General features: G+C 67.1%; 32 protein-coding genes. 29 read left to right on the top strand and 3 right to left on the bottom strand.

Going from position 1 to position 25,209, the window contains the following annotated elements; all coding sequences use genetic code 11:
• The first annotated feature begins 5 nt into the window (after window positions 1-5).
• From I9P22_RS01455 to I9P22_RS01380, 16 genes are all read left to right on the top strand, one after another.
• Window positions 6-494, top strand: a complete 489-nt coding sequence (locus I9P22_RS01455) for a hypothetical protein (RefSeq protein WP_199257638.1) — start codon at window positions 6-8, stop codon at window positions 492-494.
• Entirely contained in the window at window positions 491-787 is a 297-nt protein-coding gene (locus tag I9P22_RS01450) for a hypothetical protein (protein ID WP_199257637.1), read from the top strand. Before I9P22_RS01455 ends, I9P22_RS01450 begins: the two co-directional genes overlap by 4 nt.
• The gene (locus I9P22_RS01445) at window positions 787-1,674 is read left to right on the top strand and encodes an ATP-binding protein (RefSeq protein WP_199257636.1); all 888 of its coding nucleotides are present in this window, start codon (window positions 787-789) and stop codon (window positions 1,672-1,674) included. The genes I9P22_RS01450 and I9P22_RS01445 overlap by 1 nt, the downstream gene beginning before the upstream one ends.
• Before the next feature lie 17 nt (window positions 1,675-1,691).
• Entirely contained in the window at window positions 1,692-2,288 is a 597-nt protein-coding gene (locus tag I9P22_RS01440; protein ID WP_199257635.1) for a hypothetical protein, read from the top strand.
• A 7-nt stretch (window positions 2,289-2,295) separates the two neighbouring features.
• Window positions 2,296-3,999, top strand: coding sequence for a DEAD/DEAH box helicase (locus I9P22_RS01435; protein WP_199257634.1), 1,704 nt, complete (start codon window positions 2,296-2,298; stop codon window positions 3,997-3,999).
• 3 nt (window positions 4,000-4,002) lie between these two features.
• A complete protein-coding gene (locus I9P22_RS24445) occupies window positions 4,003-4,413 on the top strand; it encodes a DUF6511 domain-containing protein (RefSeq protein WP_197052979.1) in 411 nt (136 codons plus the stop codon).
• Complete coding sequence (locus tag I9P22_RS01425; RefSeq protein WP_199257633.1) at window positions 4,413-4,811, top strand: hypothetical protein; 399 nt, start codon at window positions 4,413-4,415, stop codon at window positions 4,809-4,811. Before I9P22_RS24445 ends, I9P22_RS01425 begins: the two co-directional genes overlap by 1 nt.
• Window positions 4,798-5,565 (top strand): hypothetical protein, encoded by a 768-nt coding sequence (locus tag I9P22_RS01420; RefSeq protein ID WP_199257632.1) that lies wholly within the window; start codon window positions 4,798-4,800, stop codon window positions 5,563-5,565. Before I9P22_RS01425 ends, I9P22_RS01420 begins: the two co-directional genes overlap by 14 nt.
• Window positions 5,532-7,850, top strand: a complete 2,319-nt coding sequence (locus I9P22_RS01415; RefSeq protein WP_332908985.1) for an AAA family ATPase — start codon at window positions 5,532-5,534, stop codon at window positions 7,848-7,850. Before I9P22_RS01420 ends, I9P22_RS01415 begins: the two co-directional genes overlap by 34 nt.
• A gap of 434 nt (window positions 7,851-8,284) precedes the next feature.
• Window positions 8,285-8,818: a crossover junction endodeoxyribonuclease RuvC gene (locus I9P22_RS01410; protein WP_233253126.1), complete on the top strand. Its 534-nt coding sequence runs from the start codon at window positions 8,285-8,287 to the stop codon at window positions 8,816-8,818.
• Window positions 8,815-9,012 (top strand): hypothetical protein, encoded by a 198-nt coding sequence (locus I9P22_RS01405; RefSeq protein ID WP_045449863.1) that lies wholly within the window; start codon window positions 8,815-8,817, stop codon window positions 9,010-9,012. The genes I9P22_RS01410 and I9P22_RS01405 overlap by 4 nt, the downstream gene beginning before the upstream one ends.
• On the top strand, window positions 9,009-9,464 hold the full coding sequence (locus I9P22_RS01400) for a DUF6362 family protein (RefSeq protein ID WP_199257631.1): 456 nt from the start codon (window positions 9,009-9,011) through the stop codon (window positions 9,462-9,464). Before I9P22_RS01405 ends, I9P22_RS01400 begins: the two co-directional genes overlap by 4 nt.
• Before the next feature lie 54 nt (window positions 9,465-9,518).
• A complete protein-coding gene (locus I9P22_RS01395; RefSeq protein ID WP_199257630.1) occupies window positions 9,519-9,794 on the top strand; it encodes a type II toxin-antitoxin system TacA family antitoxin in 276 nt (91 codons plus the stop codon).
• The gene (locus I9P22_RS01390; RefSeq protein WP_199257629.1) at window positions 9,791-10,309 is read left to right on the top strand and encodes a GNAT family N-acetyltransferase; all 519 of its coding nucleotides are present in this window, start codon (window positions 9,791-9,793) and stop codon (window positions 10,307-10,309) included. Before I9P22_RS01395 ends, I9P22_RS01390 begins: the two co-directional genes overlap by 4 nt.
• A 469-nt stretch (window positions 10,310-10,778) precedes the next feature.
• A complete protein-coding gene (locus I9P22_RS01385) occupies window positions 10,779-12,104 on the top strand; it encodes a site-specific DNA-methyltransferase (protein ID WP_113439566.1) in 1,326 nt (441 codons plus the stop codon).
• Window positions 12,101-12,325 carry a DUF7220 family protein gene (locus I9P22_RS01380; protein WP_133675938.1) on the top strand — a complete coding sequence of 75 codons (225 nt, stop codon included), beginning with the start codon at window positions 12,101-12,103 and terminating at the stop codon, window positions 12,323-12,325. The genes I9P22_RS01385 and I9P22_RS01380 overlap by 4 nt, the downstream gene beginning before the upstream one ends.
• Before the next feature lie 52 nt (window positions 12,326-12,377).
• Here I9P22_RS01380 and I9P22_RS01375 read toward each other — a convergent pair whose 3' ends face one another.
• Window positions 12,378-12,923 carry a DUF3489 domain-containing protein gene (locus I9P22_RS01375; RefSeq protein WP_199257628.1) on the bottom strand — a complete coding sequence of 182 codons (546 nt, stop codon included), beginning with the start codon at window positions 12,921-12,923 and terminating at the stop codon, window positions 12,378-12,380.
• Between the two features lie 98 nt (window positions 12,924-13,021).
• Window positions 13,022-13,246 (bottom strand): hypothetical protein, encoded by a 225-nt coding sequence (locus I9P22_RS01370; protein ID WP_045449885.1) that lies wholly within the window; start codon window positions 13,244-13,246, stop codon window positions 13,022-13,024.
• Between the two features lie 114 nt (window positions 13,247-13,360).
• Between I9P22_RS01370 and I9P22_RS01365 the strand changes: the two genes are divergently transcribed.
• The 8 genes from I9P22_RS01365 to I9P22_RS01330 all read left to right on the top strand — a co-directional run bounded on the left by I9P22_RS01365 (window position 13,361) and on the right by I9P22_RS01330 (window position 21,106).
• Window positions 13,361-13,921 carry a hypothetical protein gene (locus I9P22_RS01365; RefSeq protein ID WP_113439569.1) on the top strand — a complete coding sequence of 187 codons (561 nt, stop codon included), beginning with the start codon at window positions 13,361-13,363 and terminating at the stop codon, window positions 13,919-13,921.
• A complete protein-coding gene (locus I9P22_RS01360; protein ID WP_199257627.1) occupies window positions 13,869-15,875 on the top strand; it encodes a phage terminase large subunit family protein in 2,007 nt (668 codons plus the stop codon). The genes I9P22_RS01365 and I9P22_RS01360 overlap by 53 nt, the downstream gene beginning before the upstream one ends.
• A gap of 43 nt (window positions 15,876-15,918) precedes the next feature.
• Window positions 15,919-16,128 (top strand): phage head-tail joining protein, encoded by a 210-nt coding sequence (locus I9P22_RS01355; protein ID WP_055456516.1) that lies wholly within the window; start codon window positions 15,919-15,921, stop codon window positions 16,126-16,128.
• A complete protein-coding gene (locus I9P22_RS01350; protein ID WP_199257626.1) occupies window positions 16,128-17,684 on the top strand; it encodes a phage portal protein in 1,557 nt (518 codons plus the stop codon). Before I9P22_RS01355 ends, I9P22_RS01350 begins: the two co-directional genes overlap by 1 nt.
• A 5-nt stretch (window positions 17,685-17,689) precedes the next feature.
• Window positions 17,690-19,756 (top strand): prohead protease/major capsid protein fusion protein, encoded by a 2,067-nt coding sequence (locus I9P22_RS01345; protein WP_199257625.1) that lies wholly within the window; start codon window positions 17,690-17,692, stop codon window positions 19,754-19,756.
• A 77-nt stretch (window positions 19,757-19,833) separates the two neighbouring features.
• On the top strand, window positions 19,834-20,169 hold the full coding sequence (locus I9P22_RS01340) for a DUF2190 family protein (RefSeq protein ID WP_199257624.1): 336 nt from the start codon (window positions 19,834-19,836) through the stop codon (window positions 20,167-20,169).
• A complete protein-coding gene (locus I9P22_RS01335) occupies window positions 20,169-20,480 on the top strand; it encodes a head-tail joining protein (RefSeq protein WP_199257623.1) in 312 nt (103 codons plus the stop codon). Before I9P22_RS01340 ends, I9P22_RS01335 begins: the two co-directional genes overlap by 1 nt.
• Complete coding sequence (locus tag I9P22_RS01330) at window positions 20,477-21,106, top strand: DUF6441 family protein (RefSeq protein WP_199257622.1); 630 nt, start codon at window positions 20,477-20,479, stop codon at window positions 21,104-21,106. The genes I9P22_RS01335 and I9P22_RS01330 overlap by 4 nt, the downstream gene beginning before the upstream one ends.
• A 46-nt stretch (window positions 21,107-21,152) precedes the next feature.
• On the opposite strand, the gene I9P22_RS01325 is transcribed toward I9P22_RS01330, so the two are convergent.
• On the bottom strand, window positions 21,153-21,377 hold the full coding sequence (locus tag I9P22_RS01325) for a DUF2188 domain-containing protein (protein ID WP_115981999.1): 225 nt from the start codon (window positions 21,375-21,377) through the stop codon (window positions 21,153-21,155).
• Window positions 21,378-21,526: 149 nt separating this feature from the next.
• On the opposite strand from I9P22_RS01325, the gene I9P22_RS01320 reads away from it, so the two are divergent.
• Genes I9P22_RS01320 through I9P22_RS01300 form a run of 5 tightly spaced genes read left to right on the top strand, consistent with a single transcriptional unit; the run spans window position 21,527 to window position 25,150 of the window.
• Window positions 21,527-22,768 carry a helix-turn-helix domain-containing protein gene (locus I9P22_RS01320; RefSeq protein WP_199257621.1) on the top strand — a complete coding sequence of 414 codons (1,242 nt, stop codon included), beginning with the start codon at window positions 21,527-21,529 and terminating at the stop codon, window positions 22,766-22,768.
• Window positions 22,765-23,292 carry a hypothetical protein gene (locus I9P22_RS01315; protein WP_199257620.1) on the top strand — a complete coding sequence of 176 codons (528 nt, stop codon included), beginning with the start codon at window positions 22,765-22,767 and terminating at the stop codon, window positions 23,290-23,292. Before I9P22_RS01320 ends, I9P22_RS01315 begins: the two co-directional genes overlap by 4 nt.
• Before the next feature lie 32 nt (window positions 23,293-23,324).
• Entirely contained in the window at window positions 23,325-23,744 is a 420-nt protein-coding gene (locus I9P22_RS01310; RefSeq protein WP_199257619.1) for an acyl-CoA transferase, read from the top strand.
• Window positions 23,745-23,768: 24 nt separating this feature from the next.
• Window positions 23,769-24,710, top strand: coding sequence for a phage tail tube protein (locus tag I9P22_RS01305; RefSeq protein ID WP_199257618.1), 942 nt, complete (start codon window positions 23,769-23,771; stop codon window positions 24,708-24,710).
• Window positions 24,711-24,712: 2 nt separating this feature from the next.
• The gene (locus I9P22_RS01300) at window positions 24,713-25,150 is read left to right on the top strand and encodes a hypothetical protein (protein ID WP_199257617.1); all 438 of its coding nucleotides are present in this window, start codon (window positions 24,713-24,715) and stop codon (window positions 25,148-25,150) included.
• Window positions 25,151-25,209 lie beyond the last annotated feature (59 nt).

Raw genomic sequence — 25,209 nt, 5'->3', positions numbered from 1 at the left:
CGGTCATGACGATCTCCAACCGCATCTCCCTCGATGAGCTCCGTCGCATGTCTGTCGGCGACATCGCCGCTCTGTCCGCCGAGCAGCTCGCCCTCCTGCAGGACGAGGCCGCCGACGCTCTGCGCCGCGCCAAGACCGTCTGCGACTGGCTCGATGGGGCCGTCGCGCTGAAGTACGGCGATCGTGCCCACGCCGCACGGCAGGCCGCCGGCAAAGACACCGGGACCATCCGCTTCGACGACGGCGCGGTCACCGTGATCGCCGACCTGCCGAAGCGCGTCGACTGGGACCAGGACAAGCTCGCCGCTCTCGTCGAACGCATCCGGGCCGAGGGCGACGACCCTACAGAATACGTCGATGTCGCGATCAAGGTGCCCGAGCGCAAGTACGCGGCCTGGCCGAGCCACATCCGCTCCGCCTTCGAGGACGCGCGCACCGTCCGCACCGGCAAGCCCAGCTTCCGTCTTTCCCTGAACACCGAGGTGACGTCATGAGCATCACGAAGAAGCTCGCGGTGCTCCGCGAGCACCATTACGGGCTGGACAAGCTGCCCGAGACCATCCGGGTGCCGGCCCTTGGCGAGCGTCGCGACGAGACCGTCAAGCCGGTCGTGGCGGCCTCGATCGACGACCTGGCCTTCGCCCTCATCGGGCTGAATGAGCAGGCATCGGCGCTCTACCGCGAGTTCGATGCGGTGCGCACCCTCCACGACGAAGCCCGCAAGGCCGGCGCGCTGGGAGCGGACGTCGCGATCGACGCCCTGATCGCGGCGAAGGGAGGCAAGTGATGGCCCTCCCGATCATCTCCGCCGATCAGCGGCTCGCCGAGCCGCGCGGCATCAAGGGCACGATCTTCGGCAAGTCCGGGATCGGCAAGACCTCGCTTCTCTGGACGCTCGACCCCGCCACTACATTGTTCATCGACCTGGAGGCGGGCGACCTCGCCATCGAGGGATGGTCCGGCGACAGCGTCCGGCCGCGCACATGGGCCGAGTGCCGCGACTTCGCGGTCTTCATCGGCGGCCCCAATCCGGCGCTGCGAGACGACCAGGTCTACAGCGAGGCCCACTTCGCGGCGGTGTGCGAGCGCTTCGGCGATCCGGCTTCGCTCGACCGCTATCACACGGTCTTCATCGACTCGATCACCGTCGCCGGGCGGCTCTGCTTCCAATGGTGCAAGGGGCAGCCCGAGGCGTTCTCGGAGAAGACCGGCAAGCCCGATGTCCGCGGCGCCTATGGCCTGCACGGCCGCGAGATGATCGCGTGGCTCACGCATCTCCAGCACACGCGGGCGAAGAACGTCTGGTTCGTCGGGATCCTCGACGAGAAGCTCGACGACTTCAATCGGCGCATCTTCCAGCCGCAGATCGACGGCTCGAAGACCGGCCTCGAGCTGCCGGGCATCGTCGATGAAGTCCTGACGATGGCGGAGATCAAGGACGAGTCCGGCGCGCCGTACCGTGCCTTCGTCTGCCAGACGATCAACCCCTGGAACTTCCCGGCGAAGGATCGATCCGGCCGTCTCGACCTGATCGAGGAGCCGCATCTCGGCCGGCTGATGGCCAAGATCCGCGGCCCCGTGAAGCCCGCCTCCGAGCGGCTGGCCTATCGCAGCGCGCCCCCGGCCGCGACCGCGCCGACCTCCGACGCACCCACCCATTCCGAAGACGCCTGAACGAGGAGACCCCAGTCATGTCTGGATCCTGGAACGACTTCAACGACGCCAAGCAGAACAGCAACATCATCCCCAAGGGCACGCTGGCCAAGGTGCGCCTGACGATCCGCCCGGGCGGATTCGACGATCCGGCGCAGGGCTGGACCGGCGGATACGCCACGCGGGGAACCACCGGCTCGGTCTATCTCTCGGGCGAGTTCACGGTTCTCGAAGGGCCCTACGCCCGGCGCAAGATCTTCACCCTGATCGGGCTCTACAGCCCCAAGGGGCCGGACTGGGCGAACATGGGCCGCAGCCTAATCCGCGGCATGCTCAACTCTGCGCGCGGCATTTCGGACATGGACACGTCCGCTCAGGCCCAGGCCGCGCGTCGCATCAGCGGCTTTGCCGATCTCGACGGCCTGGAGTTCGTGGCGCGGATCGACATTGGCACCGACACCAACGGCGAGGAGAAGAACGAGATCCGCGCGGCCGTGACGCCGGATCACAAGGACTATGCCGCCCTCATGGGCGTGCCCGGTGCGGCACCGCAGCCGCAGGCTCAGCCTTCCCAGCCCTCCATGTCCCAATCTTCAGCACCGGCGGCGGGCACGCGCCCGTCCTGGGCGCAGTGAGGCGGCCATGCTGCTGCGTCCCCGCCAGAAGCAGTTCGTCGAGCGCAGTGTCCGCGCGCTCGGCGAACACGGAAACACCCTCGGCGTCGCCCCGACCGGAGCCGGCAAGACGATCATGCTCTCGGGGGTCGTCGGTCGCATGGTCGGCGAAACCCCGAAGAGCACGGGCGCCAAGGCCTGCGTGCTCGCCCACCGCGACGAGCTGACCGCTCAGAACCGCAGCAAGTTCGGCCGGGTGAATCCCCGCATCACGACCTCGGTCGTCGATGCGAAGGAGAAGTCCTGGAACGGCCAGGTCACCTTTGCCATGGTGCCGACGCTGGCGCGTACGGGCAATCTCGACCAGCTGCCCGCGCTCGACCTCCTGGTGATCGACGAGGCGCACCACGCGGCCGCCGACAGCTATCGCCGCATCATCGACACCGCGCTCCAGCGCAATCCCGAGTGCCGGGTCTACGGCGTCACGGCGACACCCAATCGGGGCGACAAGCGCGGTCTGCGCCCGGTGTTCTCCAACGTCGCCGATCAGATCCGGATCGGGGAGCTCATCGCGTCCGGGCATCTCGTGCCGCCGCGAACCTTCGTGATCGATGTCGGCGTCCAGGACCAGCTCACCAAGGTGCGCCGCACGGCCGACGATTTCGACATGGCCGAGGTCGACGCGATCATGAACCGGTCGCCGGTCACGGACGCCGTCATCCGCCACTGGCGGGAAAAGGCGGGCGAGCGCCAGACGGTGGTGTTCTGCTCGACCGTGGACCACGCGCGCAACGTGACCGCCGCTTTCAACGCAGCCGGTGTCTCCGCCGGGCTGATCCACGGCGACATGGCCGATACAGACCGCAAGACGAACCTCGACGCCTACGCCGCCGGAGAGCTGCGGGTCGTCGTCAATGTCGCCGTCCTGACCGAGGGGTGGGATCACCCGCCGACGAGCTGCGTCGTGCTGCTGCGGCCGAGCTCCTACAAGTCGACCATGATCCAGATGGTCGGTCGCGGTCTGCGCACGGTCTCGCCCGAGGAGCATCCCGGCATCATCAAGACCGACTGCATCGTGCTCGACTTCGGCACCTCGACTCTGATGCACGGATCGCTGGAACAGGACGTCGACCTGGACGGTCGCGAGCCCTCCGGCGAGGCGCCCACCAAGGATTGCCCGGACTGCGGCGCCATCGTGCCGCTCGCCACTATCGAATGCCCGCTGTGTGGGCACCTCTGGGAGCGTCCCGAAGGCGGCGAAGCAGCGCCGCTCGGCGACTTCGTGATGTCCGAGATCGACCTGCTGAAGCGGTCGAGTTTCCGCTGGTGCGATCTGTTCGGCGACGATGCCGCGCTCATCGCCAACGGCTTCAATGCCTGGGGCGGTGTCTTCTTCCTGAACGGCCGTTGGTACGGCATCGGCGGTCTGCAGAAGCAGCGGCCTCACCTGCTGGCGATGGGCGAGCGCACTGTCTGCCTGGCGGCGGCGGACGACTGGCTCAACGAGCATGAGAGCGACGAGAGCGCGCACAAGACGCGCCGCTGGTTGAACCAGCCGCCCACCGACCGGCAGCTCGCCTTCCTGCCGCCGGATTACCGGCAGGACTTCGGGCTCACCCGCTACCAGGCATCGGCGCTGCTGGCCTTTCGCTTCAACCGCGACGCCATCCGCTCCCTCGTCTTCGGGGCGGCCGATGCCGCGCCCGAAGCAGCCATAGGGAGGGCGGCATGAGCCATGGCATCTGTTTCCCCCACCACGGCCGAGGACCGGCGGCGGCTCTGGCATCCGCGTGGAACGCTCTGTGCTGTCTGCCGGCGACCCACCCGTGGCTTTGGCTGGTTCGACCCGGTGCGCTCGAAGCAACCGCGCCCCTCGGTCTGGTTCTGCTCGATGGCCTGCCAAGGCTTCTGGACGCGCTTGGCGCGGGAGCGCTGGGCCATGGTTGATCTCACCGAACAGGAGAAGGCGGCGATCCGCGCCGCCATGAAGCCGGTCGCCGAGATCATGGAGGAGATCGGCTGGCAGGCGCGCTTCTCCGACCTCACGGAGGCGCAGGTGCTCACGCTCATCGAGGTCGCCGTCGGCGGCTTCCAGGACGCCATGCACGCCATGGCAGCCGACGCCGACGCGGAGGTGCCGTTCTGATGAAAACGTGCAGCAAATGCAGTGAAGAGAAGCCGGCGGTAGAGTTTGGCGTGCGGCGCCGGAGCCCCGATGGTCTACAGGCTTGGTGCCGGGATTGCCGCCGGGAATATCAGCGTGCCTACGCGCAGAACTTCCGAGATCCCGAAAGGCATCGGGAGGCGCAGCGCCGGTATCGGCTGCGCCACGCTGAAAAGAACAAGGCGCACGGCATCGTCAGGAGTGCAGTCAAGGCGTGCCGGATCATCGTGCCGGTCTGGTGTCAGCGCTGCGGCTGCGTGACCGAACTCGAAGCCTATCATCACGACTATTTCGAGCCGCTCGCGGTCGAATGGCTCTGCTCGACCTGCCACGGGCTCGCCCACCGCAGCTACGAGGGAGGTCAGCATGCTGGACTATAACCGCCGTCCCAGCTTTGCCGACCGGGTCAACGCCACCGTCGATCGGGCGCTCACCGCCGATCAAGTGACACGGCCAGCCCGCGACTATCTGGGCGGCTCCCGCCTCGGACACGGCTGTGAGCGCGCTCTGCAATTCGAGTTCGCGGGCGCGCCGAAGGATGAGGGCCAGGAGTTCTCCGGCCAGTCTCTGCGGATCTTCGAGATCGGACACGCGCTCGAAGATCTTGCCATCCGCTGGCTGCGCGGTGCCGGGTTCGATCTCTATTCCCGCAAGGGCAACCGTCCGGACGGCGAGCAATTCGGCTTCTCGGTCGCTGGTGGCCGCATCCGTGGTCATGTCGACGGGATCGTCGCCGCCGCACCCCAGCTGCTGGGCATCGGCGTTCCCGCGCTCTGGGAATGCAAGACGATGAACGCCAGGAACTGGCGCGAGACCGTGGCCAAGGGCGTGGTCGTGGCGAAGCCCGTCTACGCGTCCCAGATCGCCCTCTACCAAGCCTATATGGAAGCGCAGGTCCCCGGCATCTCCGACAATCCCGCGCTCTTCACCGCCATCAACAAGGACACCGCCGAACTGCACCACGAACTCGTGCCGTTCGACGCGGGGCTCGCCCAACGCATGAGCGACCGCGCCGTGCGGATCCTCCAGGCGACGGATGCAGGGGATCTGCTGCCGCGCATCGCTACGAGCCGTGACTTCCACGAGTGCCGGATGTGCCCGTGGGCGGAACGCTGCTGGGGGCTGCCGGCATGAGCGAGAACAAGGTCGTCTCCCTCGATGCCTGGCGCGACTTCAACGACGCCGCGCCGCAGGCCGATCCGTTCGACATCGAGCCGGATCCAGAGCAGATCGCCGTCTTTCTCGATGTCGTCTTCCGTTACTGCGAGGGCTGGGTGCCGCTGCGCGGGTTCGTTGACAAGGGCCAGGGCATTGACGGCCGACCCCACAACGCCTGGATCGAGATCGACGACAGTTTGCTGGAGAAGGCGGTTTCCTTCGCCGGTTGGGCAGCACGCGAAGGGGCGGCCTTCTATGTGGTGCCGGGAACGGTCGCCGAGACCGGCAAGGCCAAGGCCGCCGATGTCCAGCAGATGCAGACGGTCCTGGTCGACCTCGACGCGGGTGACATCGCCGCCAAGCTCGACCACCTCATCCGGCATCTCGGCGAGCCGACACTGCTCGTCGAAAGCGGCGGCCGGACGCCGGACGGTCTCGACAAGCTGCATGTCTGGTGGCGCTTGAGTGAACCGGCCGAGGGCGAGGACATCGCGCTTCTCTGTCGGCTGCGCGGCGACATTGCGGTCAAGGTCGGCGGCGACACGCATTTCCGATCGGCCCACCAGCCGATCCGTCTGGCCGGCTCCGTCTATCACAAGGGCGGGTTCAAGCGGCTGGTCAACATCCGCCGCCATAGCCCGCGGGTCGAGGTCCATCTGCGCGACTTCGCCGAACTCGTCGCCGACATGCCGCCGCTTGCCGGGGTCGGATCCGAGCCAGGCCCCTCTACGGACAAACCGTCGATCACCGATGTCCTGACGACGCCGGTCCGCGAAGGCGGATCGGACGATTGGACCCGCTTCCAGGGGGCGAGCGCCGCGATCGGCCACTACGTCCGCATGGCGCACGAGGGCCGCATGAGCCGCGACGACGCGTGGGAGGCGATCTGCCAGTACAACGCCGCCCAGCTCCGTCCCAGCTGGCCGCTCGAACGTCTCGCCTCGGAAGCACAGCGCCTCTGGCGGCTGCATGAAGAGCGCCATGGGCCGGCCCTCGAACGGATCGCCGTGCCGCCGATGTCCGCGCTGCCGCTCTTCACGCTCGGCGCGCTGCTCGACGACGTGAGCCCGATGCCCGACGACATCATCGCGCCGCGATTGCTGACGCCCGGCGGGATGCTGGTGCTCGGCGGCGCGCCCAAGGTCGGCAAGAGCGACTTCCTGATCAGTCTGCTTGTCCACATGGCGGCGGGCGTGCCCTTCCTCGGCTTTGCGCCGAGTCGGCCCTTGCGGATCTTCTATCTGCAGGCGGAGATCCAGTACCATTACCTCCGGGAGCGCCTCCAGGCCATCCGGATCGAGCCGGCGCTCCTGGCCGCGGCGCGCGATAATCTCGTCGCTACGCCGAAGGTCCGCATGCTGCTCGACGCCGGCGGCGTGGGCCTGACCATCGCCGCCGTTCGCGCCCACTACGGCCATGGCGCGCCCGACATCCTCTGCATCGACCCGATCCGCAATCTCTTCGATGGCGGCCCGGACGGCGGCGGGGAGAACGACAACACCGCAATGCTCTTCTTCCTGCAGGAGCGGGTCGAAGCGCTGCGGGACGCCGTAGCCCCGGATGCCGGCCTGATCCTCTGCCATCACACCCGCAAGATCACCAAGAAGCAGCTCGTCGAGGACCCGTTCATGGCGCTCTCGGGCGCGGGCAGCCTCCGGAGCTTCTACACCTCCGGCGTGATCATGCACCGGCCCGACGAGGACCGACCGGAGCGGATGCTGCATTTCGAACTGCGCAACGGCCCCGGCATCGAGCCGATGATCGTCGACAAGGCGGACGGACGCTGGATCGCGATCGACCGCTCGGAGACAAGGCTCGTGCGTCGCGAGTTCGGCGAGAAGCTCGACGCCGAGCGCGCGCGCAAACACGACGTGATCCTTCAGCTGCTCTTCGATGAGGCCGAAGCCGGCCGGCTCTATACCGCGCTGCAGTTCGCCGAGAGCTTCGAGAACCAGGCCGGGCTCGGCGGCAAGGACACGATCCGCGAACGGATCAGCGTGCTGGCCACAAAGGGTTTCATCAAGTTCGTTCGCGATGGCGCGCCGTTCGGTCTGCCAACCTCGCGCTCGAAGTTCGGCTATCTCTGCGTCGAGGGCATGACGTTCCCGACCGGAGAAGAGACGGCGGACCCCGACACCGGCGAGGTCGTGCCCGTCCGGATCCCAGTCCTTCCCAGCACCTACAAATGCCCGCAGAGCGGCGCGGCGCTGCCGGTCGAGAACCCTCTGGTCTGGGTCTATCAGACGGAGGAGGCCTCGTGATGCGCCAGCTCACCCCGATCACGCGGACTTACGCAGAATCAAGTTGTGGCAAGTTGCGGCGAGCTGGGCGGCCAGCTTCCCAACTACTTTCGCTGCCTTTCGCGCCGCCGCGCTCCCCCCAGCCGTCCCGCGCAGATTCAAGTTGGGAAATCTCGTCCCAACTACCTTGGCTCCAGCGCGCTCCCCTGCGCGGCCTTTCGCAGATCCAAGTTGGGAACGCGACCCACAGTATGGGCCGTCCCAACTTCGATTTCTCCAACAGATTCACCGCGTTGCTGCGCTCTCGAAGTTGTGGGGGTGAAAGCCACCCCCTTCGGGGGTGGGGGAGAACCGCGCCGAGCGGGTTCTCCCACTCCCACCCCCAGGGGCTTCGCGCGCGCGGTCGCCGTGCCGTTCATCCCCTCACCGACATCAGACGAGAAGGACCCACCACCATGAGCCAGTGCCCGTCACCCCTCCCCAAGAGCGCGCCCCATCCGGCCCCGGTCATCTCGACATCCGCGGGCGGCGCCATTCTCGCCCTGGATCTCGGCACCACCACGGGCTGGGCGAGCCTGGCGGGCGGGATCGTGCACAGCGGAACCGCCAGCTTCCGCTCAGGCCGCTACGACGGCGGCGGCATGCGCTACCTGCGCTTCCAGCACTGGCTCGAACAACTGGCCGATGACAGCGGTGGGTTGGCCGCGATCTATTTCGAGGAGGTCCGGCGCCATATCGGCATTGACGCCGCCCACCTCTACGGCGGTTTCCTGGCGACGTTGACCGCTTGGTGCGAGCGTGAGGGCGTCGCCTATCAGGGCGTTCCTGTCGGCACCATCAAACGCTTCGCCACGGGCAAGGGCAACGCCGGCAAGGATGCCGTGCTCGCCGCGATGCGCCAGCGCGGGTTCCAACCCGCCGACGACAACGAGGCCGACGCGATCGCGATCCTGCTCTGGGCGATGGAGACCCGGGGAGGTGTGCTGTGAGGTGGACGCCACGCGGATATGGCGGCCAGCGCCGTACACCCGATGAAGTCAAGCGCGATGGCTGGCGCGAGCAGCGTGTCCTCGCGGTCTCTCTCGATGACGACCGGCTGACCTGGCCCGAGCGTGAGCTCGTCCGGCAACTCGGCGAGAAGCTCTATGGCGACCGCGATCAGGCGAAGGAGGCGCGCCGATGACCCTGTGGACACCGAGCCTCGTCGAGGAACGTCTCGCGGAAGCGGCCTTCGTGCTCAAGCGCTTGCCCGAACCCCGGCGGCAGGGATACTTCAGCGTCTGGCCGGAGGTCATCCATAGCTTCGCCGACAAGGTCGGACAGGAGCCGAAGCCGATGCGCGTCATCCCGTCACCCGCCGCGATCAGCCGGATGGAGGAGACGCTGACCTGGACGGTGGGACTGGATCCGATCGACGGCAAGATCGTCTGGTTGCGCGCCTACGGCGAGCGATGGAAAACCATCTGCTGGACCGTCGGATTGCAGCGGTCGGCGGCGCACGAGCACTGGCTCTATGCGCTCTGCGTGATCGCGTGGCGGCTGAACCGTCGTAAAGTCCCCCGGCTCCGATCGCGGCGCTATGTGATTGAGATGGTCAAAGGGGCTTGCGAGGACCCGACCAGCCATCCCAATTAACTTCTTGTCCGTACGTTGTCCGTATGATACAGAAATTGGGACAGGAGATCAGCCATGTCCGTAGCCGAAGCTAAGTCCGAACGTATCGAAGTGCGCACCACGCCGACCATGAAGGCGCTGCTGCAGCGTGCAGCCACGTTTTCGCACAAGAACGTGACGGAGTTCCTGCTTGAGGCGGGCATTCATGCCGCCGAGGAAGCGCTCGTCGATCGGCGTATGTTCCGGCTGGATGATGCCCAGTGGCAAGCTTTTCAGGATGTTCTCGATCGTCCCGTCCAGAGCAAGCCGCGCCTCGCCAAACTGCTTGCCGAGAAGAGCGTGCTTGAGTGACGGCGGAGAACAAAGCGTTCTCTGCCGTCAAAAAGCTCGATGCCTCTCACGACCTCGATGCGTTCAATTCCGGCAAGGAACCTCTCGACCGCTTCCTGCAACGCCACGCTCTGGTCAACCAGAAAGCGGGCAGCGCTCAGACCTATGTCGTCTGCCGCGGCGAGCAGCGTGTTGTGGGCTACTACAGCCTCGCGGTCGGCGCCGTCGAACATGCCGACGCTCCCGGTCGTGTCGGCAAAGGGCTTGCCCGTCATCCGATCCCAGTGATGCTCCTCGCTCGTCTTGCCATTGACCGATCCGAGCATAGAAAGGGGCTGGGCAAAGCGTTGCTCAAGGATGCACTGCTGCGCACGGCTCAAGCTGCCGAAATTGCAGGTATCCGAGCGCTTCTCGTTCATGCCAAGGACGATGAAGCGCGCGCCTGGTACGAGCAGTTCGACTTCGAGCCGAGTCCGACCGACCCCTATCATCTCTTCCTGCTGATGAAAGATCTGCGAGCGCTCCTCGGCGAATGATCGCAAGCTCGCGACGCGAAGCGGAAAGTGTCCGCCGGACACTTTTCGAAGAGACGAAAACCCCAGTTCTTGGGTAGATTCTGGCTATCCTCGGGAGAGGCGCGCGTCGCGATCACGAGCGCACGGATCCTTTCGCTGGAACCGATCCAAGTAAAGGATCCGCGTTGATCCTTTCGTTATGGACCGATGCCCGTTCACGTCAACATCGTCTGTGCATACGAGTTCGCGGGTCCTTCCTGGCGGAAATCGTATGCTGGCGGGCGAAGCGCGATGGATCGCCAGCGACAGGGCCGGATTTTTGGGAAGCCACCCGGCATCCGGATCCATGCAGATCCCGAGAAACCACCAACGAACACGCGCCTGATGGCCGGACGCCCGTCGCGCCCGCTGGACCCCTCACGGAGTCCAGCGCGGCATCCGGAGTCCAGGACCACAGGTGTCCACTTCGATCCACGGACCCATCCGACACATGACGCTGAGCTTCGCCCCCGAGCGGATCGAGACCTGGCCGCTTTCGCGCCTCCAGCCCTACGCCAAGAACGCGAAGGTGCACGGCACGGAGCAGGTCGCCAAGATCGCCGCCAGCATGGCCGAGTTTGGCTGGACCGTGCCCTGCCTCGTGGCCGAGGACGGGGAGCTTATCGCGGGCCACGGTCGCGTTCTGGCTGCCACGCAGCTCGGGTTGACCGAGGCACCGGTGATCGTGCTCGGTCATCTGACCGAGTCGCAGCGCCGGGCGTACCGGATCGCGGACAACAAGCTGACCGAACTCGGGACCTGGGACGAGGCGCTGCTGTCGGCCGAGCTGCAGGGACTGCTGGCCGAGGACTTCGATCTATCACTGGTCGGATTCTCCGACGGCGAACTCGACAAGCTCCTCGCCCTCGACCCGGACGCAGACGATGAAGACGGCGGGGCTGGCGGCTCGGTTCCGCCCGTGACCATCCCCGAGCCGCCGCGCAATCCGGCCTCGCGCAAAGGCGATCTATGGATCCTCGGCGATCACCGGCTGCTCTGCGGCGACAGCACGAACCATCAGGATGTACGCCGTCTGATGAACGGCGAGCGTGCGGTCCTGTTCGCCACCGACCCGCCCTATCTGGTCGACTACGACGGCTCCAACCACCCGACACGGAACAAGGATTGGAGCCAATCCTACGGCGTCACCTGGGACGACAGTTCGCAGGGCGCGGAGCTTTACGACGGCTTCATAGCCGCAGCAGTGGCCGAGGCGATCACCGAGGACGCCGCCTGGTATTGCTGGCACGCGTCCCGCCGCCAAGCGATGCTGGAGGCTTGCTGGGAGAAGGCCGGCGCCTTCGTCCATCAGCAGATCATCTGGGTGAAGGACCGCGGCGTCCTGACCCGGTCCCATTACCTTTGGAAGCACGAGCCCTGCTTCATGGGCTGGCGGCGCCCGAACCGTCCGCCGAAGGTCGCCGAGGAGACGCTGCCCTCGACGTGGGAAATGCCGTCCTTCGCCAAGGATGAGCGCCCCGACCACCCGACGCCGAAACCGCTCGACGCCTTCGGGATACCGATGCGCCAGCATGTGGCTCGCGGCGGGCTCTGCTATGAGCCATTCTCTGGCTCCGGCTCGCAGATCATGGCGGGCGAGGCCAACGGGCGCCGCGTCTTCGCGATGGAGATCAGCCCAGCCTATGTCGATGTCGCCGTGGAGCGCTGGCAGGCGGAAACTGGGCGCAATGCGATCCTCGACGGCGACGGCCGGACCTTCGTCGAGGTGAAGGACGAGCGGCTCAGTCCTGCTTCAGCCGAAACGGATGCAGCATGAAACAGAGCCGTGCCATGTCTCTCATCGAGTCCCTTGCCAATGTCGCCGTTGGCTACGGCGTGGCGGTGGTGACCCAGATCCTGATCTTCCCGATTTTCGGGCTGCACACCACACTGGCGCAGAATCTTATGATGGGTGGCATTTTCACGGTGGTCAGCATTGGACGTTCCTACGCGCTGCGTCGGCTGTTCGAGGAAATCCGGTTGCGCCATGCCAGATGAAAACCGCCGCCCGGATCGGGCGGCGGTATCAAGCTTGGAGAATGTATCGCCTTCAAGCCGGCGGGAGGCTGTACACCCGCCCGCGGCCATCAATCTTCTCGGAGGCCACTTCGAGACCGAGCTTTTTCTTGAGAGCGCCCGCCATCGCGCCGCGCACCGTGTGCGGCTGCCAGCCGGTGGCCGCGACAATCTCGGCGATGGTCGCGCCTCCCGGCGCGCGGAGCATCGCGATCAGCGCGGCCTGCTTGGTGCCTTCGCGCGGTGTTCGCGTCGTGGGCGCAGCCTGCTGCTCGGCGGGGGTGTCTGGCGCGCTCGCAGGCGCGGTGCTCGTGCCCTCGGGCTCAATGCCGATGGCGGCGAGGCCTGCGTCGGTCGCCACCAGCGTGGTGGCGTGACCGTCCCCGGTCTCGCGCCAGATAAGCTCGCCCTTGCGGACGTCGGCATCGACTTCCTCGATGAAGCCTTTGGCGATCATCGTCTCCACCACCTTGGTGGCGGCGCCTCCGCGCAGGGAACCGGGAAGCGGCAGGACATTGTGACTGTCGCGTTGAGCGGCGGCGCTGAGAATTACGGCTTGCGTGTCGGTGAGCTTGGTCATGGGGTCGTCTCCTTGGATTGAACCGCAACCGTCGCGGCCCTTCTACGACCCCAAGCCGCGCGGCACGGCGCGGCCGGAGTTCAGGCAGGTGCAGGATTTCACCCGGCGTGCTCGCCCTCGCGGAACGCCATGTCGGTGATCTCGCGCAGCTTGTCGCGGTAGTGGCTCAGGGAGCCGACATGGCCCCAGTTGATCTCGTCGGGATTGGTTTCGAAGTGGTCGTCGCTGAGCGCCTTGAGGCGTTCCAGCATGCTGTCGATCTCCAGCTTGGCGGCGATGAAGGCGTCGAGTGCCTTCGAGTTGTCGGTGGCGCGTCGGGTCATCTCTGTGGCTCCTCGTGGCGAGTTGCAGCGTGGTCTTGAAAGCCACGTTCGCTCTGTCCGAACCGCTTATCAACTCGATAAGCACCTGAATCTGAACAATAGTCGGAGAACGCCATGCAGGGGCTGAGCGAGCGCCAATACGCCGCGCGCGTCGGTCTCTCGCGGGGCGCGATCCAGAAGGCGAAGGCGGCTGGACGGCTGGTCCTCCATGAGGATGGCAGCATCGACGCTGAGGCGAGCGATGCACGCCGGGCGGCGATGACGGACCCGTCGAAGTCCCGGCGCACCACGGCGCCCAAGCTCAAGCCGGTACCCGACGCGGCCGTGTCCGCCGTTGGCGACACTCTGCGGGAACAAGGGCTTGCCGCGCCGCCCGTCGGCAGCGGCACGACCTTCCTGCAGGCCAAGACCGCGAATGAGGTGCTGAAGGCCCAGGAGCGGCGCATCCGGCTTCAGAAGCTCAAGGGAGAACTCGTCGACCGCGCCCGGGCAGTTGCGGTCGTGTTCCGGCTGGCACGCGAGGAGCGCGATGCCTGGGTGAACTGGCCGGCTCGCGCGGCGGCGCTGATGGCGGCCGAACTCGGCGTGGAGGCGGCCGCCATGCAGAAGACCTTGGAGAAACATGTACGCGCCCACCTCGACGAACTCGCCGAGGTCCGGCCCGAATTCCGGTGATGAAGATGGCCTGAGGGATTTCGAAGGCGCGGCTGAGATCCTGCGCGCCTGGGGCAACGGGATCCGACCGGATCCCGACCTCACCGTCTCGGAATGGGCGGACCGGCACCGGATGTTGGCGTCCCGCGCTTCGGCCGAACCGGGGCGCTACCGCACAATGCGAACGCCCTACATGCGGGAGATCATGGACCGGCTGTCACCCGGCGACGCGGCGCAACGGGTCGTGTTCATGAAGGCTGCGCAGGTCGGCGCGACGGAAGCCGGCAACAACTGGATCGGCTTCGCCATCCATCAGGCCCCGGGCCCGATGCTGGCGGTCCAGCCCACGGTCGAACTGGCCAAGCGCAACTCGCGCCAGCGGATCGACCCGCTGATCGACGAAAGTCCCGAGCTCCGGGAGCGGGTCAAACCGGCCCGATCCCGCGATGCCGGGAACACGATGCTGTCCAAGGAATTCGCGGGCGGCATCCTGATCATGACGGGCGCGAACTCGGCGGTCGGGCTGCGCTCGACCCCGGCGCGCTACATCTTCCTCGACGAGGTCGACGCCTATCCGGCCTCAGCCGACGAGGAAGGCGACCCGGTGACGTTGGCTGAGGCACGGTCGCTGACCTTCGCCCACCGGCGCAAGGTGTTCCTGATCTCGACGCCGACGATCCGGGGGCTCAGCCGCATCGAGCGCGAGTTCGAGGCGTCCGACCAGCGGCGCTACTTCGTCCCGTGCCCGCATTGCCGGGCGATGCAGTGGATGAAGTTCGATCGGCTGCGCTGGCAGAAGGGCAAGCCGGAGACGGCGGAGTATCTCTGCGAGAGCTGCGATCAACCCATCGCGGAGCACCACAAGACGGCGATGCTGGAGCGCGGCGAATGGCGGGCGACCGCTGTCGCCGCTGATCCCACCACGGTTGGCTACCACCTCTCGGCGCTCTATTCACCTGTCGGCTGGCTCAGCTGGTCACGGATTGCGCGCAGCTGGGAGGCGGCGCAAGGCTCCGACGAGGCGATCAAGGCGTTCCGCAACACGATCCTCGGCGAGACATGGATCGAAACCGGAGAGGCGCCGGACTGGCAGCGGCTATACGATCGCCGCGAGGAGTGGCAGCCAGGCACGGTGCCAGCGGGCGGGCTGTTCCTGACGGCGGGCGCGGATGTCCAGAAGGACCGCATCGAGGTCGATGTCTGGGCCTGGGGCCGAGGGCTTGAGAGCTGGCTCGTCGATCACGTCGTGATCGAGGGCGGGCCGGATCGGCATGATGCTTGGGACCAGTTGACGGCACTCCTCGACCGGTCGTGGCCGCATGAAAACGGAGCGCACCTTCGGATCGCGCGGCTCGCCATCGACACGGGCTACGAAGCCCCGGCCGTCTATGCCTGGTCGCGCAAAGTCGGCTTTGCACAGGTCGCGCCAGTCAAGGGGCTCGAAGGCTTCAATCGCTCCAGCCCGGTCTCCGGCCCCACATTCGTGGATGCAACCGAGGGCGGGAAGCGCCTGCGTCGCGGCGCCCGGCTCTGGACGGTGGCCGTCTCGACCTTCAAGGCCGAGACCTACCGCTTCCTGCGGCTGGAGAGACCGACGACCGAGGAACGGGCCGAGGGTGCGGCCTTTCCGCCCGGCACGATCCACCTGCCGCATTGGGTCGAGAACGAATGGCTGAAGCAGCTCGTGGCCGAACAGCTGGTGACCGTCCGCACCAAGCGCGGCTTCGCGAAGCTCGATTGGCAGAAGCTGCGCGAACGCAACGAGGCGCTGGATTGCCGGGTCTACGCCCGCGCCGCCGCCTGGATCGCGGGCGCGGATCGGTGGTCTGAGGCGAAATGGCGCGACCTCGAAGATCAACTCGGGGCCGCTCCTTTCGGTGACACCGATCCCGCCGGGCAGATCAACCGGCCGGGACAGGCCCCGCAGGGCAAGCGCCGCTCCGACTGGCTTGGGCGGCGCGGAGGATGGTTTTGAACAAGAGGCGTGGAGGGCTGATGGCCCGACAGGGAAACAGGCAATGACCGACTGGACGGAAACCGAGCTCTCGGCACTGCGCCGGGCCTATGCCAGCGGCACCACCCGGGTCAGCTATGACGGCAAGTCCGTCGACTACGGCTCGGCCGAGGATCTACTCGCCCGCATCCGGATCATCGAGCGCGCCATCGCGGGTGTCGGCCGGCCGCTGCCGGTGGCCGGTCTCGCAGGCTTCTCGCGCGGGGACAGGTGATGGCCGTGAACTGGTTCGACCGCGCCATCGCGTCGGTCGCCCCACGAACTGCTGCGCGTCGGGTGCTGGCGCGGCAGGCCTTCGAAACGCTCGCGCGGGGCTATGACGGCGCTGCGCGCGGGCGTCGCACTGATGGCTGGCGCGCGCCCGCATCCTCGGCCGATACCGAGATCGGCATGGCCGGGGCGCTGCTGCGCGACCGGATGCGCGATCTCGTGCGCAACAACCCGCATGCGGCCAAGGCCGTGGCGGTGCTGGTGAACAATATCGTCGGCGCGGGCATCATGCCGCGCGCCGCCAGTGGCGACGAGGCGCTGGACCGCCGCGTCGACGATCTCTTCGAGCGATGGGCCGAGGCCTGCGATGCGGATGGCCAGCTCGATTTCTACGGACTGCAGACGCTGATCTGCCGGGAGATGATCGAAGCGGGCGAGGTGCTGGTGCGTCGTCGCCTGCGGCGATCCTCGGACGGCCTGCCGGTGCCCTTGCAGCTTCAGGTGCTCGAGGCGGATTTCCTCGATGCCACGAAATCCGGCGCCCTCGGCGCCGGGCGGCTGGTGCAGGGGATCGAGTTCGACCCGGTCGGCAAGCGACGGGCCTACTGGCTCCATGCCGAGCACCCGGGCAACGCGTGGGGTGCGCTGAACGGTGGGCTCGGATCGCGCCCGGTCCCGGCGACCGATATCGCCCATGTCTACGAGAAGCAGCGCACGCAGGCGCGCGGCGTTCCATGGGGCGCGCCGGTCATCCGGGCGCTGCGTGATCTCGACGATTACGAGGTGGCCGAGATCGTGCGCAAGAAGACCGAGGCCTGCGTCACCGCCATCGTCTTCGGGGATGACGAGGCGCAGCAGGGCATCGCGCCCGCCGTGGTCGATGCCGATGGCAACCGGGTCGAGCAGTTCGAGCCGGGGCTGATCGCCTATGCCCGTGGCGGCAAGGACATTCGCTTCAACCAGCCCGCGGCGACCGGCGGCTACGGCGAGTACAAGCGGGCGAGCCTGCACACGATCTCGGCCGGGTTCCGCGTGCCGTATGAATTGCTGACCGGGGACCTCTCCCAGGTCAACTATTCCTCGATCCGGGCCGGGCTCGTCGAGTTCCGCCGCCAGATCGACGCCGTGCAGTGGCAGCTGTTCATTCCGATGTTCTGCGCGCCCGTCTGGCGCTGGTTCACCGAAGCCGCATGGGCGGCGGGCCAGATCCCGTCGCCGACCGTGCCGGTGGAATGGTCGCCGCCGAAGTTCGAGGCGGTCGATCCGCAGAAGGATGCGATGGCGAACCTGCTGTCGATCCGCTCCGGCACCATGACGCTGGCCGAGGTGATCGCCCGGCAGGGCCGCAATCCCGACGCCGTGCTGGCCGAGATCGCGGCGACCAACGCCAAGCTCGATGCGCTGGGGCTGGTGCTCGACAGCGACCCGCGCCGCGTCACCAAGACCGGCAGCGCGCAGACCAGCGACCCGGCAACCGATCCGGCCGCCGACGAACCGGACACCGACGACCCGACCGCCGACGCGGATACAGACCCGGCGCAGGCCGACCAACAGGACTGACCTTCATGGACACGATGATCGAACTGCCGGCCATGCGCCGGTCGGCGGAGCTTGCGCCGAACACGGCCGACGCCGACAGCCGCACCGTCGAGGTGGTCTGGTCGGCCGGCGCGCGCGTTCGCCGCGCCACCTTCTTCGGCGAGCCCTACGACGAGGAACTGAGCCTCGACCCCGCCCATGTCCGGCTCGACCGGCTGAACGCGGGCGCGCCGTTCCTGAAGGTGCACGAGCTCGACACGCTCGACGCGGTGATCGGCTCGGTCGTGCCGGGCTCGGCGCGGATCGAGAACGGACGCGGCATCGCGCTGGTGCGGATCAGCGAGCGCGCCGATGTCGAGCCGATCTGGCGCGACATTCAGGCAGGCCACATCCGCGCGGTCTCCATCGGCTACCAGGTCCACCGCTTCGAAGTCTCGAAACCCGAGGCCGCGCGCGAACTCTGGCGGGCAGTGGACTGGACACCCTTCGAGGTCTCCGCGGTCGCGGTCGGCGCCGATCCCGCCGCGGGCTTCCGCGCCCAGCATCCCCTTCACGATTGCGTCCTTCACCGCCGGGACGCCCCTTCAAGCCCGACAGGAGCCATCCCGATGACGGAGCAGACCCAGACGCCGGCGAGCGACGCCGCCACCCCCGCCACCACCCAGCCGACCGAGCCGGTCGAAACCGAGGACACCGCCATGACCGAGCCGAAAGCGGCTGCGCCCGCCCCGAAGGTCGCCGCCAGCGAAACCCGCGCGCAGCCGAAACTTCAGACGACCGACACTCCCGCAGCGCCCGACACCGAAGCGGTCGCCACCCGCGCGCGCGAGGCCGAGCGCGACCGCGTCTCGACCATCTACGATCTGGCCGGTCGCCTGAACCTCGAGCGCGGCTTCGCCGAGGATCTGGTCAAGCGCGGCGTCAGCGTCGACGAGTCCCGCCGCCTGATCCTCGATCAGGTCGCGGCGAAGTCGGACGAGACCCGGACCTTCCCCCATGTCTCCGTCCCGCTGGGTGGCCGCGACGAGCGCATCACCCGCCGCGACGCGGTGGCGAATGCGCTGCTGCACCGCTACAGCCCGAGTCTGTTCCAGCTGGAAGACGCTGCGCGCCAGTATCGCGGCATGACGCTGCTGGAACTCGCCCGCGAAAGCCTCGGCAATGCCGGGGTGAACACCCGTGGCCTGTCGCGCGACGAGGTGGCGACGCGGGCGCTGCATTCGACATCGGACTTCCCCGAGATCCTGTCGGCGGTCACCAACAAGACCCTGCGGCAGGCCTACGAGGCCTATCCCCGCACCTTCATGCTGTTCTGCCGCCAGGTGCTCGCCACCGACTTCAAGGCGATGCACCGGGTCCAGCTTGGCGAGGCGCCGCAGCTGCTGGAGGTAGGCGAGAGCGGCGAGTTCAAGCGCGGCACGCTGGGCGAGAGCAAGGAGAGCTACAAGGTCAAGACCTATGGCCGGGTGGTCGCGATCACCCGGCAGGTCCTGATCAACGACGATCTCGACGCCTTCACCCGCATCCCGGCGATGTACGGCAACTCCATCGCCCAGCTGGAGTCGGACGTGGTCTGGGGGATCGTCACCTCGAACCCGGCCATGGCCGACGGCACGGCGCTGTTCCACACGACACACAAGAACCTGGCAGGTACCGGGGCGGCGCTTGATGTCAGCAGCGTCGGTGCGGCCCGCGCCGCCATGGCCAAGCAGACCGGGCTCGACAAGAAGACCGTGCTGAACGTCCGTCCCGCCTTCCTGATCGTCCCTGCCTCGCTAGAACTGAAGGCCGAGCAACTGGTCGCCCAGAACCTCGTGCCGGCGCAGAGCGGGAATGTCGTGCCGCAATCGATCCGCACGCTGGCGCCGATCAGCGAGCCCCGGCTTGATGCCGCCAGCGAAACCGCCTGGTATCTGGCGGCGAGCCCGAACCAGATCGACACCATCGAATACGCCTATCTGGAAGGCCAGCAGGGCGCCTACATCGAGACCCGCAACGGCTTCGACGTCGACGGCGTCGAGATCAAGTGCCGCCTCGACTTCGGCGCCAAGGCCATCGACTGGCGCGGCCTCTACAAGAACCCGGGCGCGTAACCCGCATCCAATGCTGAAACCTGACACACGGGCGGTCCTCACGGGCCGCCCTTCGTCTTTCCACGAGGATCCTCCCCATGAAAAACTACGTCCAGCCCGGCAACACCATCACCCTGACCGCGCCTTATGCCGTCGCCTCCGGCGATGGCCTGCTCGTCGGCTCCATCTTCGGCATCGCCTCCGGAGCGGCGGCCCTCGGCGAGCCCGTCGAGACCGCGCTCGTCGGCGTGTTCGACATCACCAAGGTCGGCTCCCAGGCCTGGACCGTCGGCGCAAAGGTCTATTGGGACGACACCAACAAGCGCTGCACCACGGTCGCCACTGACAGCACCCTCATCGGTGTGGCTGTGGAAGCGGTGGCCAGCGGCGCAGGCGACACCATCGGCCGGGTGCGCCTGAACGCGGCGTTCTGATGAGCGCCTTCGCTGCCGCCGTGGGTGCGCTCTTCGCCGATCCGAACATCGGCCGGGATGCGGTCTACATCGCCGACGGCGGCGCGCCCGTGCTGGTGCGCATCGTCGCCCGGCGCGCCGACGCTATCACCGACTTCGGCGATGCGCGGCTCTGGTCCGAGACCACGCGGATCGACCTGCGCGTCGCCGAGGTGGCGACCCCGCGTCCCGGCGACCGCATCGAGATCGATGGCGACGCCTTCCTCGTCCAGGGCGAGCCGGTTCGCGACCGCGAGCGGCTGGTCTGGACCGTCGATCTGAGGCCCGCGTGAAACTGAAGCTCGACATCGATCCCGACATCGTCGCGATGATGGCGGCCGAGGTCGCGGCGGGCGAACGCGCGGTGACGGCCGCCATGCGCGAGGCCGGGACCGGGCTTAAGACCGCATGGCGGCTGCAGATCACCGGCGCAGGGCTCGGCACGCGGCTCGCCAACTCCATCCGCAGCCAGAACTTCCCGAGGTCGGGCGAGAGCCTCGACGCCGCGGCGCTGGTCTGGTCGAAGGCCCCCGTCATCGTCGGCGCGCATGACACCGGCCCGCTGATCCGCTCGAAGAACGGGTTCTGGCTCGCCATCCCGCTGCCCGCCGCAGGCAAGTCCCTGCGCGGCGGCCGGATCACGCCCGGCGAATGGGAACGGCGTCGTGGGCTGCGCCTGCGGTTCGTCTATCGCCGGACGGGCCCGAGCCTGCTTGTGGCGGAGGGACGGCTGAACACGAAGGGTCAAGCGGTGGTGTCGCGCTCTCAGACCGGGCGCGGCAAGGTCACCGCGCCGATCTTCCTGCTGGTGCCGCAGGTCAAGCTGCCGAAGCGGCTGGACTTGGCGCGGGATGCAGACCGGGCGTTGGACAGCGTGCCGGGGCTGATCGTGGTGAACTGGGTGGAGGAGCGGATTTGAAAACAAGCTGGTGCGCGGAGGGCCCCGAGGGTCCTCCGCGCCGTTCTTAGCCGCGGGGCGGGAAAGGGTCGTTTCCGTAGCTGTTACGCTCGCGGATCCGACCGTCACGCCCGTGGATCAGAACTTCGCTCTGCTGGTTTCGCGCAATCTCGGTGGCCCGGTCGATTGCCTCAGCCTGCGTGCCGTAGCGCGCCGTGTCGCGGCTGTTGCCGGCGCCGAGAACTGCCCAGCCGTCCTCGCGCCGAACCACGTGCTGGTTCTTGCCTGCCATGCCCATCACCTCCTTTCGGTGGCATGGCCATGATGTGGTGTGCGGCAATCGAACGTTCAAGTAAGAATTTGACGTTATAGTGCGATCAGCCTATCTTGTCCCCACGTGGGGGCCGGGAGAAGCCCGACACGCACACCGAGGAACCCGTCATGAACCGCACCGAAATGTCTCGTCGACTGAGGGAGGCACGAGAACTCGCATCAATCAGTCAGGCCGACGCTGCCGAAGCGCTTGGCCTTCCCCGCACGGCCGTCACTCAGATCGAAGGAGGGAACCGCTCAGTGTCCACCATGGAACTTGCGCGCCTAGCGGATCTCTATCGTCGCCCTGTCAGCTGGTTTCTCGCGGACGTGCCGGACGCCGAAGAAGATGTCGTCGTGGCGCTGCATCGAATTGCCCCCGGGCTCGACGCAGATCCGGAGGTGCGGATCGAGGTGGACCGCTGTGTACAAATTTGCCGCGAAGGTATCAGCCTGGAGAGCTTGCTGGGGCGCGAGGAGCGGGATGGGCCGCCAGCATATCGTGAGCCCGTACCGCGATCGACCGGGGAAGCCGTCGCTCAGGGCGAGCGTGTGGCTGAACAGGAACGAAGGCGACTTGAGCTTGGAAGCGCCCCGATTGCCGACGTGACGGAATTGCTCGGCGATCAGGGAATCTGGGCATCGGTCGTCGATCTCCCGCACACCATGTCTGGCTTGTTCCTGCATCATCCGAGCATCGGCATGGCAGTGCTCGTGAATGCGGGACATGTGCGCGCCCGCCAGCGTTTCTCGCTGGCGCACGAGTACGCGCATGCCCTGATGGATCGCAACAGGGTCGTCGGCGTCAGCAGCGCCGACAACAGCCGCGAAAGGATCGAGCAGCGCGCGAATGCATTCGCCGCGGCCTTCCTGCTTCCTGAAGTGGGGCTTGAAGAGGAACTGCGCCAGCTCGGGAAGGGCCAGCCGGCGCGCACCGATCAGATCGTCTTCGATGTAGCGACCGGCGGTAGCATTCAGGGTCAGCTGCGTCCGGCTCCGCGCTCCCAGACGATCGGCTTTCAGGATGTCGCTTTCATCGCGCACAGGTTCGGCGTGAGCTATCAGGCGGCGGTCTATCGTCTGAAGAGCCTTCGCTACATCAATCAACCGGAGAGCGTCCTGCTTCTGTCATCCGAGCAGGAGGAGGCCGGGAGGGACTACCTGCGGGCGCTGGACCTGTTTGAGGATCTCGAGGCACCGGTAAGTGGCAAGAGAGGAACCCGAGAGCTTCGGGGCCGCGTGGCTCATCTGGCGCTTGAGGCGTATCGGCTCGGCGAAATCTCCCGAGGACGACTTCTCGATGTGGGCAAGACCGTCGGCGTTGACGGGCGCAAGCTGCTAGAGCTTGCTGAAGCAGCGCGAGCCGAGTGACGCCCAAGATGCCTGCGCCGCCATCCGTTCTCCTCGTTACAGACACGTCTGTTCTGGTGAACTTCCTCCGGATTGACCGGATGGATCTCATCCGGGATTTGTCTCCACAGTTCCTGGTCACAGATCATGCTGCTGGCGAAATAACCGATGTGTATTTGGATCAGCTCGCCCGCTTCGAAGCCGCAGTTGCCGCAGGATGCTGCGAAGTCTGCCGCGTGGAGGACGACGCTGCCCTGGAGATGTTCGGACAACTGACTGGCACGCAACGCCTCGGCATCGGTGAAAGTGCCACTATCGCACACGCCATTTCGATCGGCGCCGGTCTCGCTCTGGACGATAGGCGCGCAGCGAACGAAGCGCGTCGCATCAATGGCGGTCTCGTGGTTCTCGGGACCGTCGATCTGACGGTTCAGATGATTGTCGAAGGCCTTCTGAGCGTCGAGGAGGCTGACGCCATTAAGGACGACTGGGCCGCGAACCACCGCTTCAGGCTGAAGATCGCGAGCTTCGGCGACCTTCTCTGACCTTATTGTCGGTTCCGCACGAAGACGGAAACATGCCCACCCCACGCGAAACCATCCTCGCCACGCTGCATGCGCGGCTCTCGGCACTGCCCGCTACCGCGCTCCGCGGCGACGTCCTGCCCGAGCGCGTTCCGGCCGAGGGGCTGCTGATCCTGCGCGACGGCGAGCCCGGGGAGCCCGAGGTGACGCTTTCACCGCTGCGTTATCACTACCAGCACCACGCCGAGATCGAGGCGGTCGTGCAGGGCGCCGACCGTGACGCCGCCTTCGACGCGCTGACCGCCAGCATCGGCGCGGCCATTGCCGCCGACCGCACGCTTGGCGGGCTCTGCGATTGGGTCGAGGCTGAAGCGCCGCGCCCGGTCGATCTGCCGGTCGAGGGCGCGGCGAGCCTGAAGGCCGCCGTGATCCCGGTCGTCCTGCACTATTCCACGGCCGATCCGCTCGGCTGACCCCGACAACCCGAGGAGAACACGATGGCACGAGCCCAGGGGGCGCGGGCGCAGATGGCGCTTGCGTTCGAGACGACCTATGGAACGCCGCCCGCGAGCGGCTTCACCCGCATGCCCTTCGCCAGTACGTCGCTGGGGGCGGAGCAGCCGCTGTTGAACTCGGAGCTGCTGGGATACGGCCGGGATCCGCTGGCGCCGATCAAGGACGCGGTAACCGCCGATGGAGATGTCGTCGTGCCGCTCGACGCCGAGGCCTTCGGCTTCTGGCTGAAGGCGGCGTTCGGGACACCCACGACCACGGGCGCGGAGGCGCCCTACAGCCACGAGTTCCAGTCGGGGTCCTGGACGCTGCCCAGCATGTCGATCGAGACCGGCATGCCGGAGGTGCCGCGCTTTGCCATGTATTCCGGCTGCGTGCTCGACCAGATCACCTGGCAGATGCAGCGCTCGGGGCTGCTGACCGCCACGGCGCGTCTGGTGGCGCAGGGCGAGACGGTGGGCACGACGACCAGCGCGGGAACACCCGCCGCGCTGGAGCTCAAGCGCTTCGGTCACTTCAACGGATCGATCACGCGGAATGGCACGGCGCTCGGCAACGTGGTCTCTGCCGAGATCACCTATGCCAACAATCTCGACCGGATCGAGACAATCCGCTCGGACGGGCGCATCGACGGCGCGGACCCGTCCATCGCCGCGCTGACCGGCCGGATCGAGGTGCGGTTCGCCGACCAGACGATGGTGACGCAGGCCATCAACGGCGAGGCCTGTGAGATGGAGTTCGCCTACGTCCTGCCCTCGGGCGAGAGCTTCACCTTCACCGTGCACGCCGTCTACCTGCCGCGCCCGCGCATCGAGATTTCCGGGCCGCAGGGCGTGCAGGCGACCTTCGACTGGCAGGCGGCGCGCGACAGCGTGGTCGGCCGGATGTGCACGGCAACCCTGATCAACGACATCGAGGTGTATTGAGGATGCTGACGCTCGACCTGACCAATGCCCCGCGCTGGCATGAGCTCGCCCCCGGCGTTCGGGTGCAGCTGCGCCCGCTGACCACCGCGCTGATGGTGGCGACGCGCAGCGATCCCGCCGTCGAGTCGGTGACCGAGGATGCGTCGGACGAGGAACGCGCCGTCGCCTTCGCCAAGGCGCTCGCGCGCCGTGCGGTGCTTGCCTGGGAGGGCATCGGCGATGCCGACGGCAATCCCATCGACCCGAGCCCCGAGACCATCGACGCGCTGCTCGACGTCTGGCCGATCTTCGAAGCCTTCCAGCTGACCTACGTCTCCAAGGGTCTGCTGCTGGAACAGGAAAAAAACGCCTCCGCGCTCTCGCCGAATGGTCCTTCGGCGGGGGCGACCGGTACTGCGAGGCCTGTGCGCAAGCCTGCCCGGACTGCCCGGCGCGGCTGAACCGTCCTGAAACGCCAGAGGGTTGGCAGGTCTGGGACCTTGTCGGCCGTCTCGGGGGG

The sequence above is a fragment of the Paracoccus binzhouensis genome, from assembly GCF_016446475.1.
GTDB lineage: Bacteria > Pseudomonadota > Alphaproteobacteria > Rhodobacterales > Rhodobacteraceae > Paracoccus > Paracoccus binzhouensis.
This window is presented reverse-complemented; position numbering and strand designations above follow the sequence as displayed.

Bases quoted from the DNA above. Each gene is read 5' to 3' on its own strand.
- I9P22_RS01425 (WP_199257633.1), top strand. From the start codon at position 4,413: ATGAAAACGTGCAGCAAATGCAGTGAAGAGAAGCCGGCGGTAGAGTTT.
- I9P22_RS01305 (WP_199257618.1), top strand. From the start codon at position 23,769: ATGGCACGAGCCCAGGGGGCGCGGGCGCAGATGGCGCTTGCGTTCGAG.
- I9P22_RS01400 (WP_199257631.1), top strand. From the start codon at position 9,009: ATGACCCTGTGGACACCGAGCCTCGTCGAGGAACGTCTCGCGGAAGCG.
- I9P22_RS01355 (WP_055456516.1), top strand. From the start codon at position 15,919: ATGACCGACTGGACGGAAACCGAGCTCTCGGCACTGCGCCGGGCCTAT.
- I9P22_RS01335 (WP_199257623.1), top strand. From the start codon at position 20,169: ATGAGCGCCTTCGCTGCCGCCGTGGGTGCGCTCTTCGCCGATCCGAAC.
- I9P22_RS01450 (WP_199257637.1), top strand. From the start codon at position 491: ATGAGCATCACGAAGAAGCTCGCGGTGCTCCGCGAGCACCATTACGGG.
- I9P22_RS01325 (WP_115981999.1), bottom strand. From the start codon at position 21,377: ATGGCAGGCAAGAACCAGCACGTGGTTCGGCGCGAGGACGGCTGGGCA.
- I9P22_RS01360 (WP_199257627.1), top strand. From the start codon at position 13,869: ATGTACGCGCCCACCTCGACGAACTCGCCGAGGTCCGGCCCGAATTCC.
- I9P22_RS01445 (WP_199257636.1), top strand. From the start codon at position 787: ATGGCCCTCCCGATCATCTCCGCCGATCAGCGGCTCGCCGAGCCGCGC.
- I9P22_RS01420 (WP_199257632.1), top strand. From the start codon at position 4,798: ATGCTGGACTATAACCGCCGTCCCAGCTTTGCCGACCGGGTCAACGCC.
- I9P22_RS01410 (WP_233253126.1), top strand. From the start codon at position 8,285: ATGAGCCAGTGCCCGTCACCCCTCCCCAAGAGCGCGCCCCATCCGGCC.
- I9P22_RS01345 (WP_199257625.1), top strand. From the start codon at position 17,690: ATGGACACGATGATCGAACTGCCGGCCATGCGCCGGTCGGCGGAGCTT.
- I9P22_RS01365 (WP_113439569.1), top strand. From the start codon at position 13,361: ATGCAGGGGCTGAGCGAGCGCCAATACGCCGCGCGCGTCGGTCTCTCG.
- I9P22_RS01300 (WP_199257617.1), top strand. From the start codon at position 24,713: ATGCTGACGCTCGACCTGACCAATGCCCCGCGCTGGCATGAGCTCGCC.
- I9P22_RS01380 (WP_133675938.1), top strand. From the start codon at position 12,101: ATGAAACAGAGCCGTGCCATGTCTCTCATCGAGTCCCTTGCCAATGTC.
- I9P22_RS01385 (WP_113439566.1), top strand. From the start codon at position 10,779: ATGACGCTGAGCTTCGCCCCCGAGCGGATCGAGACCTGGCCGCTTTCG.
- I9P22_RS01320 (WP_199257621.1), top strand. From the start codon at position 21,527: ATGAACCGCACCGAAATGTCTCGTCGACTGAGGGAGGCACGAGAACTC.
- I9P22_RS01350 (WP_199257626.1), top strand. From the start codon at position 16,128: ATGGCCGTGAACTGGTTCGACCGCGCCATCGCGTCGGTCGCCCCACGA.
- I9P22_RS01375 (WP_199257628.1), bottom strand. From the start codon at position 12,923: ATGACCAAGCTCACCGACACGCAAGCCGTAATTCTCAGCGCCGCCGCT.
- I9P22_RS24445 (WP_197052979.1), top strand. From the start codon at position 4,003: ATGGCATCTGTTTCCCCCACCACGGCCGAGGACCGGCGGCGGCTCTGG.
- I9P22_RS01370 (WP_045449885.1), bottom strand. From the start codon at position 13,246: ATGACCCGACGCGCCACCGACAACTCGAAGGCACTCGACGCCTTCATC.
- I9P22_RS01395 (WP_199257630.1), top strand. From the start codon at position 9,519: ATGTCCGTAGCCGAAGCTAAGTCCGAACGTATCGAAGTGCGCACCACG.
- I9P22_RS01435 (WP_199257634.1), top strand. From the start codon at position 2,296: ATGCTGCTGCGTCCCCGCCAGAAGCAGTTCGTCGAGCGCAGTGTCCGC.
- I9P22_RS01440 (WP_199257635.1), top strand. From the start codon at position 1,692: ATGTCTGGATCCTGGAACGACTTCAACGACGCCAAGCAGAACAGCAAC.
- I9P22_RS01455 (WP_199257638.1), top strand. From the start codon at position 6: ATGACGATCTCCAACCGCATCTCCCTCGATGAGCTCCGTCGCATGTCT.
- I9P22_RS01340 (WP_199257624.1), top strand. From the start codon at position 19,834: ATGAAAAACTACGTCCAGCCCGGCAACACCATCACCCTGACCGCGCCT.
- I9P22_RS01310 (WP_199257619.1), top strand. From the start codon at position 23,325: ATGCCCACCCCACGCGAAACCATCCTCGCCACGCTGCATGCGCGGCTC.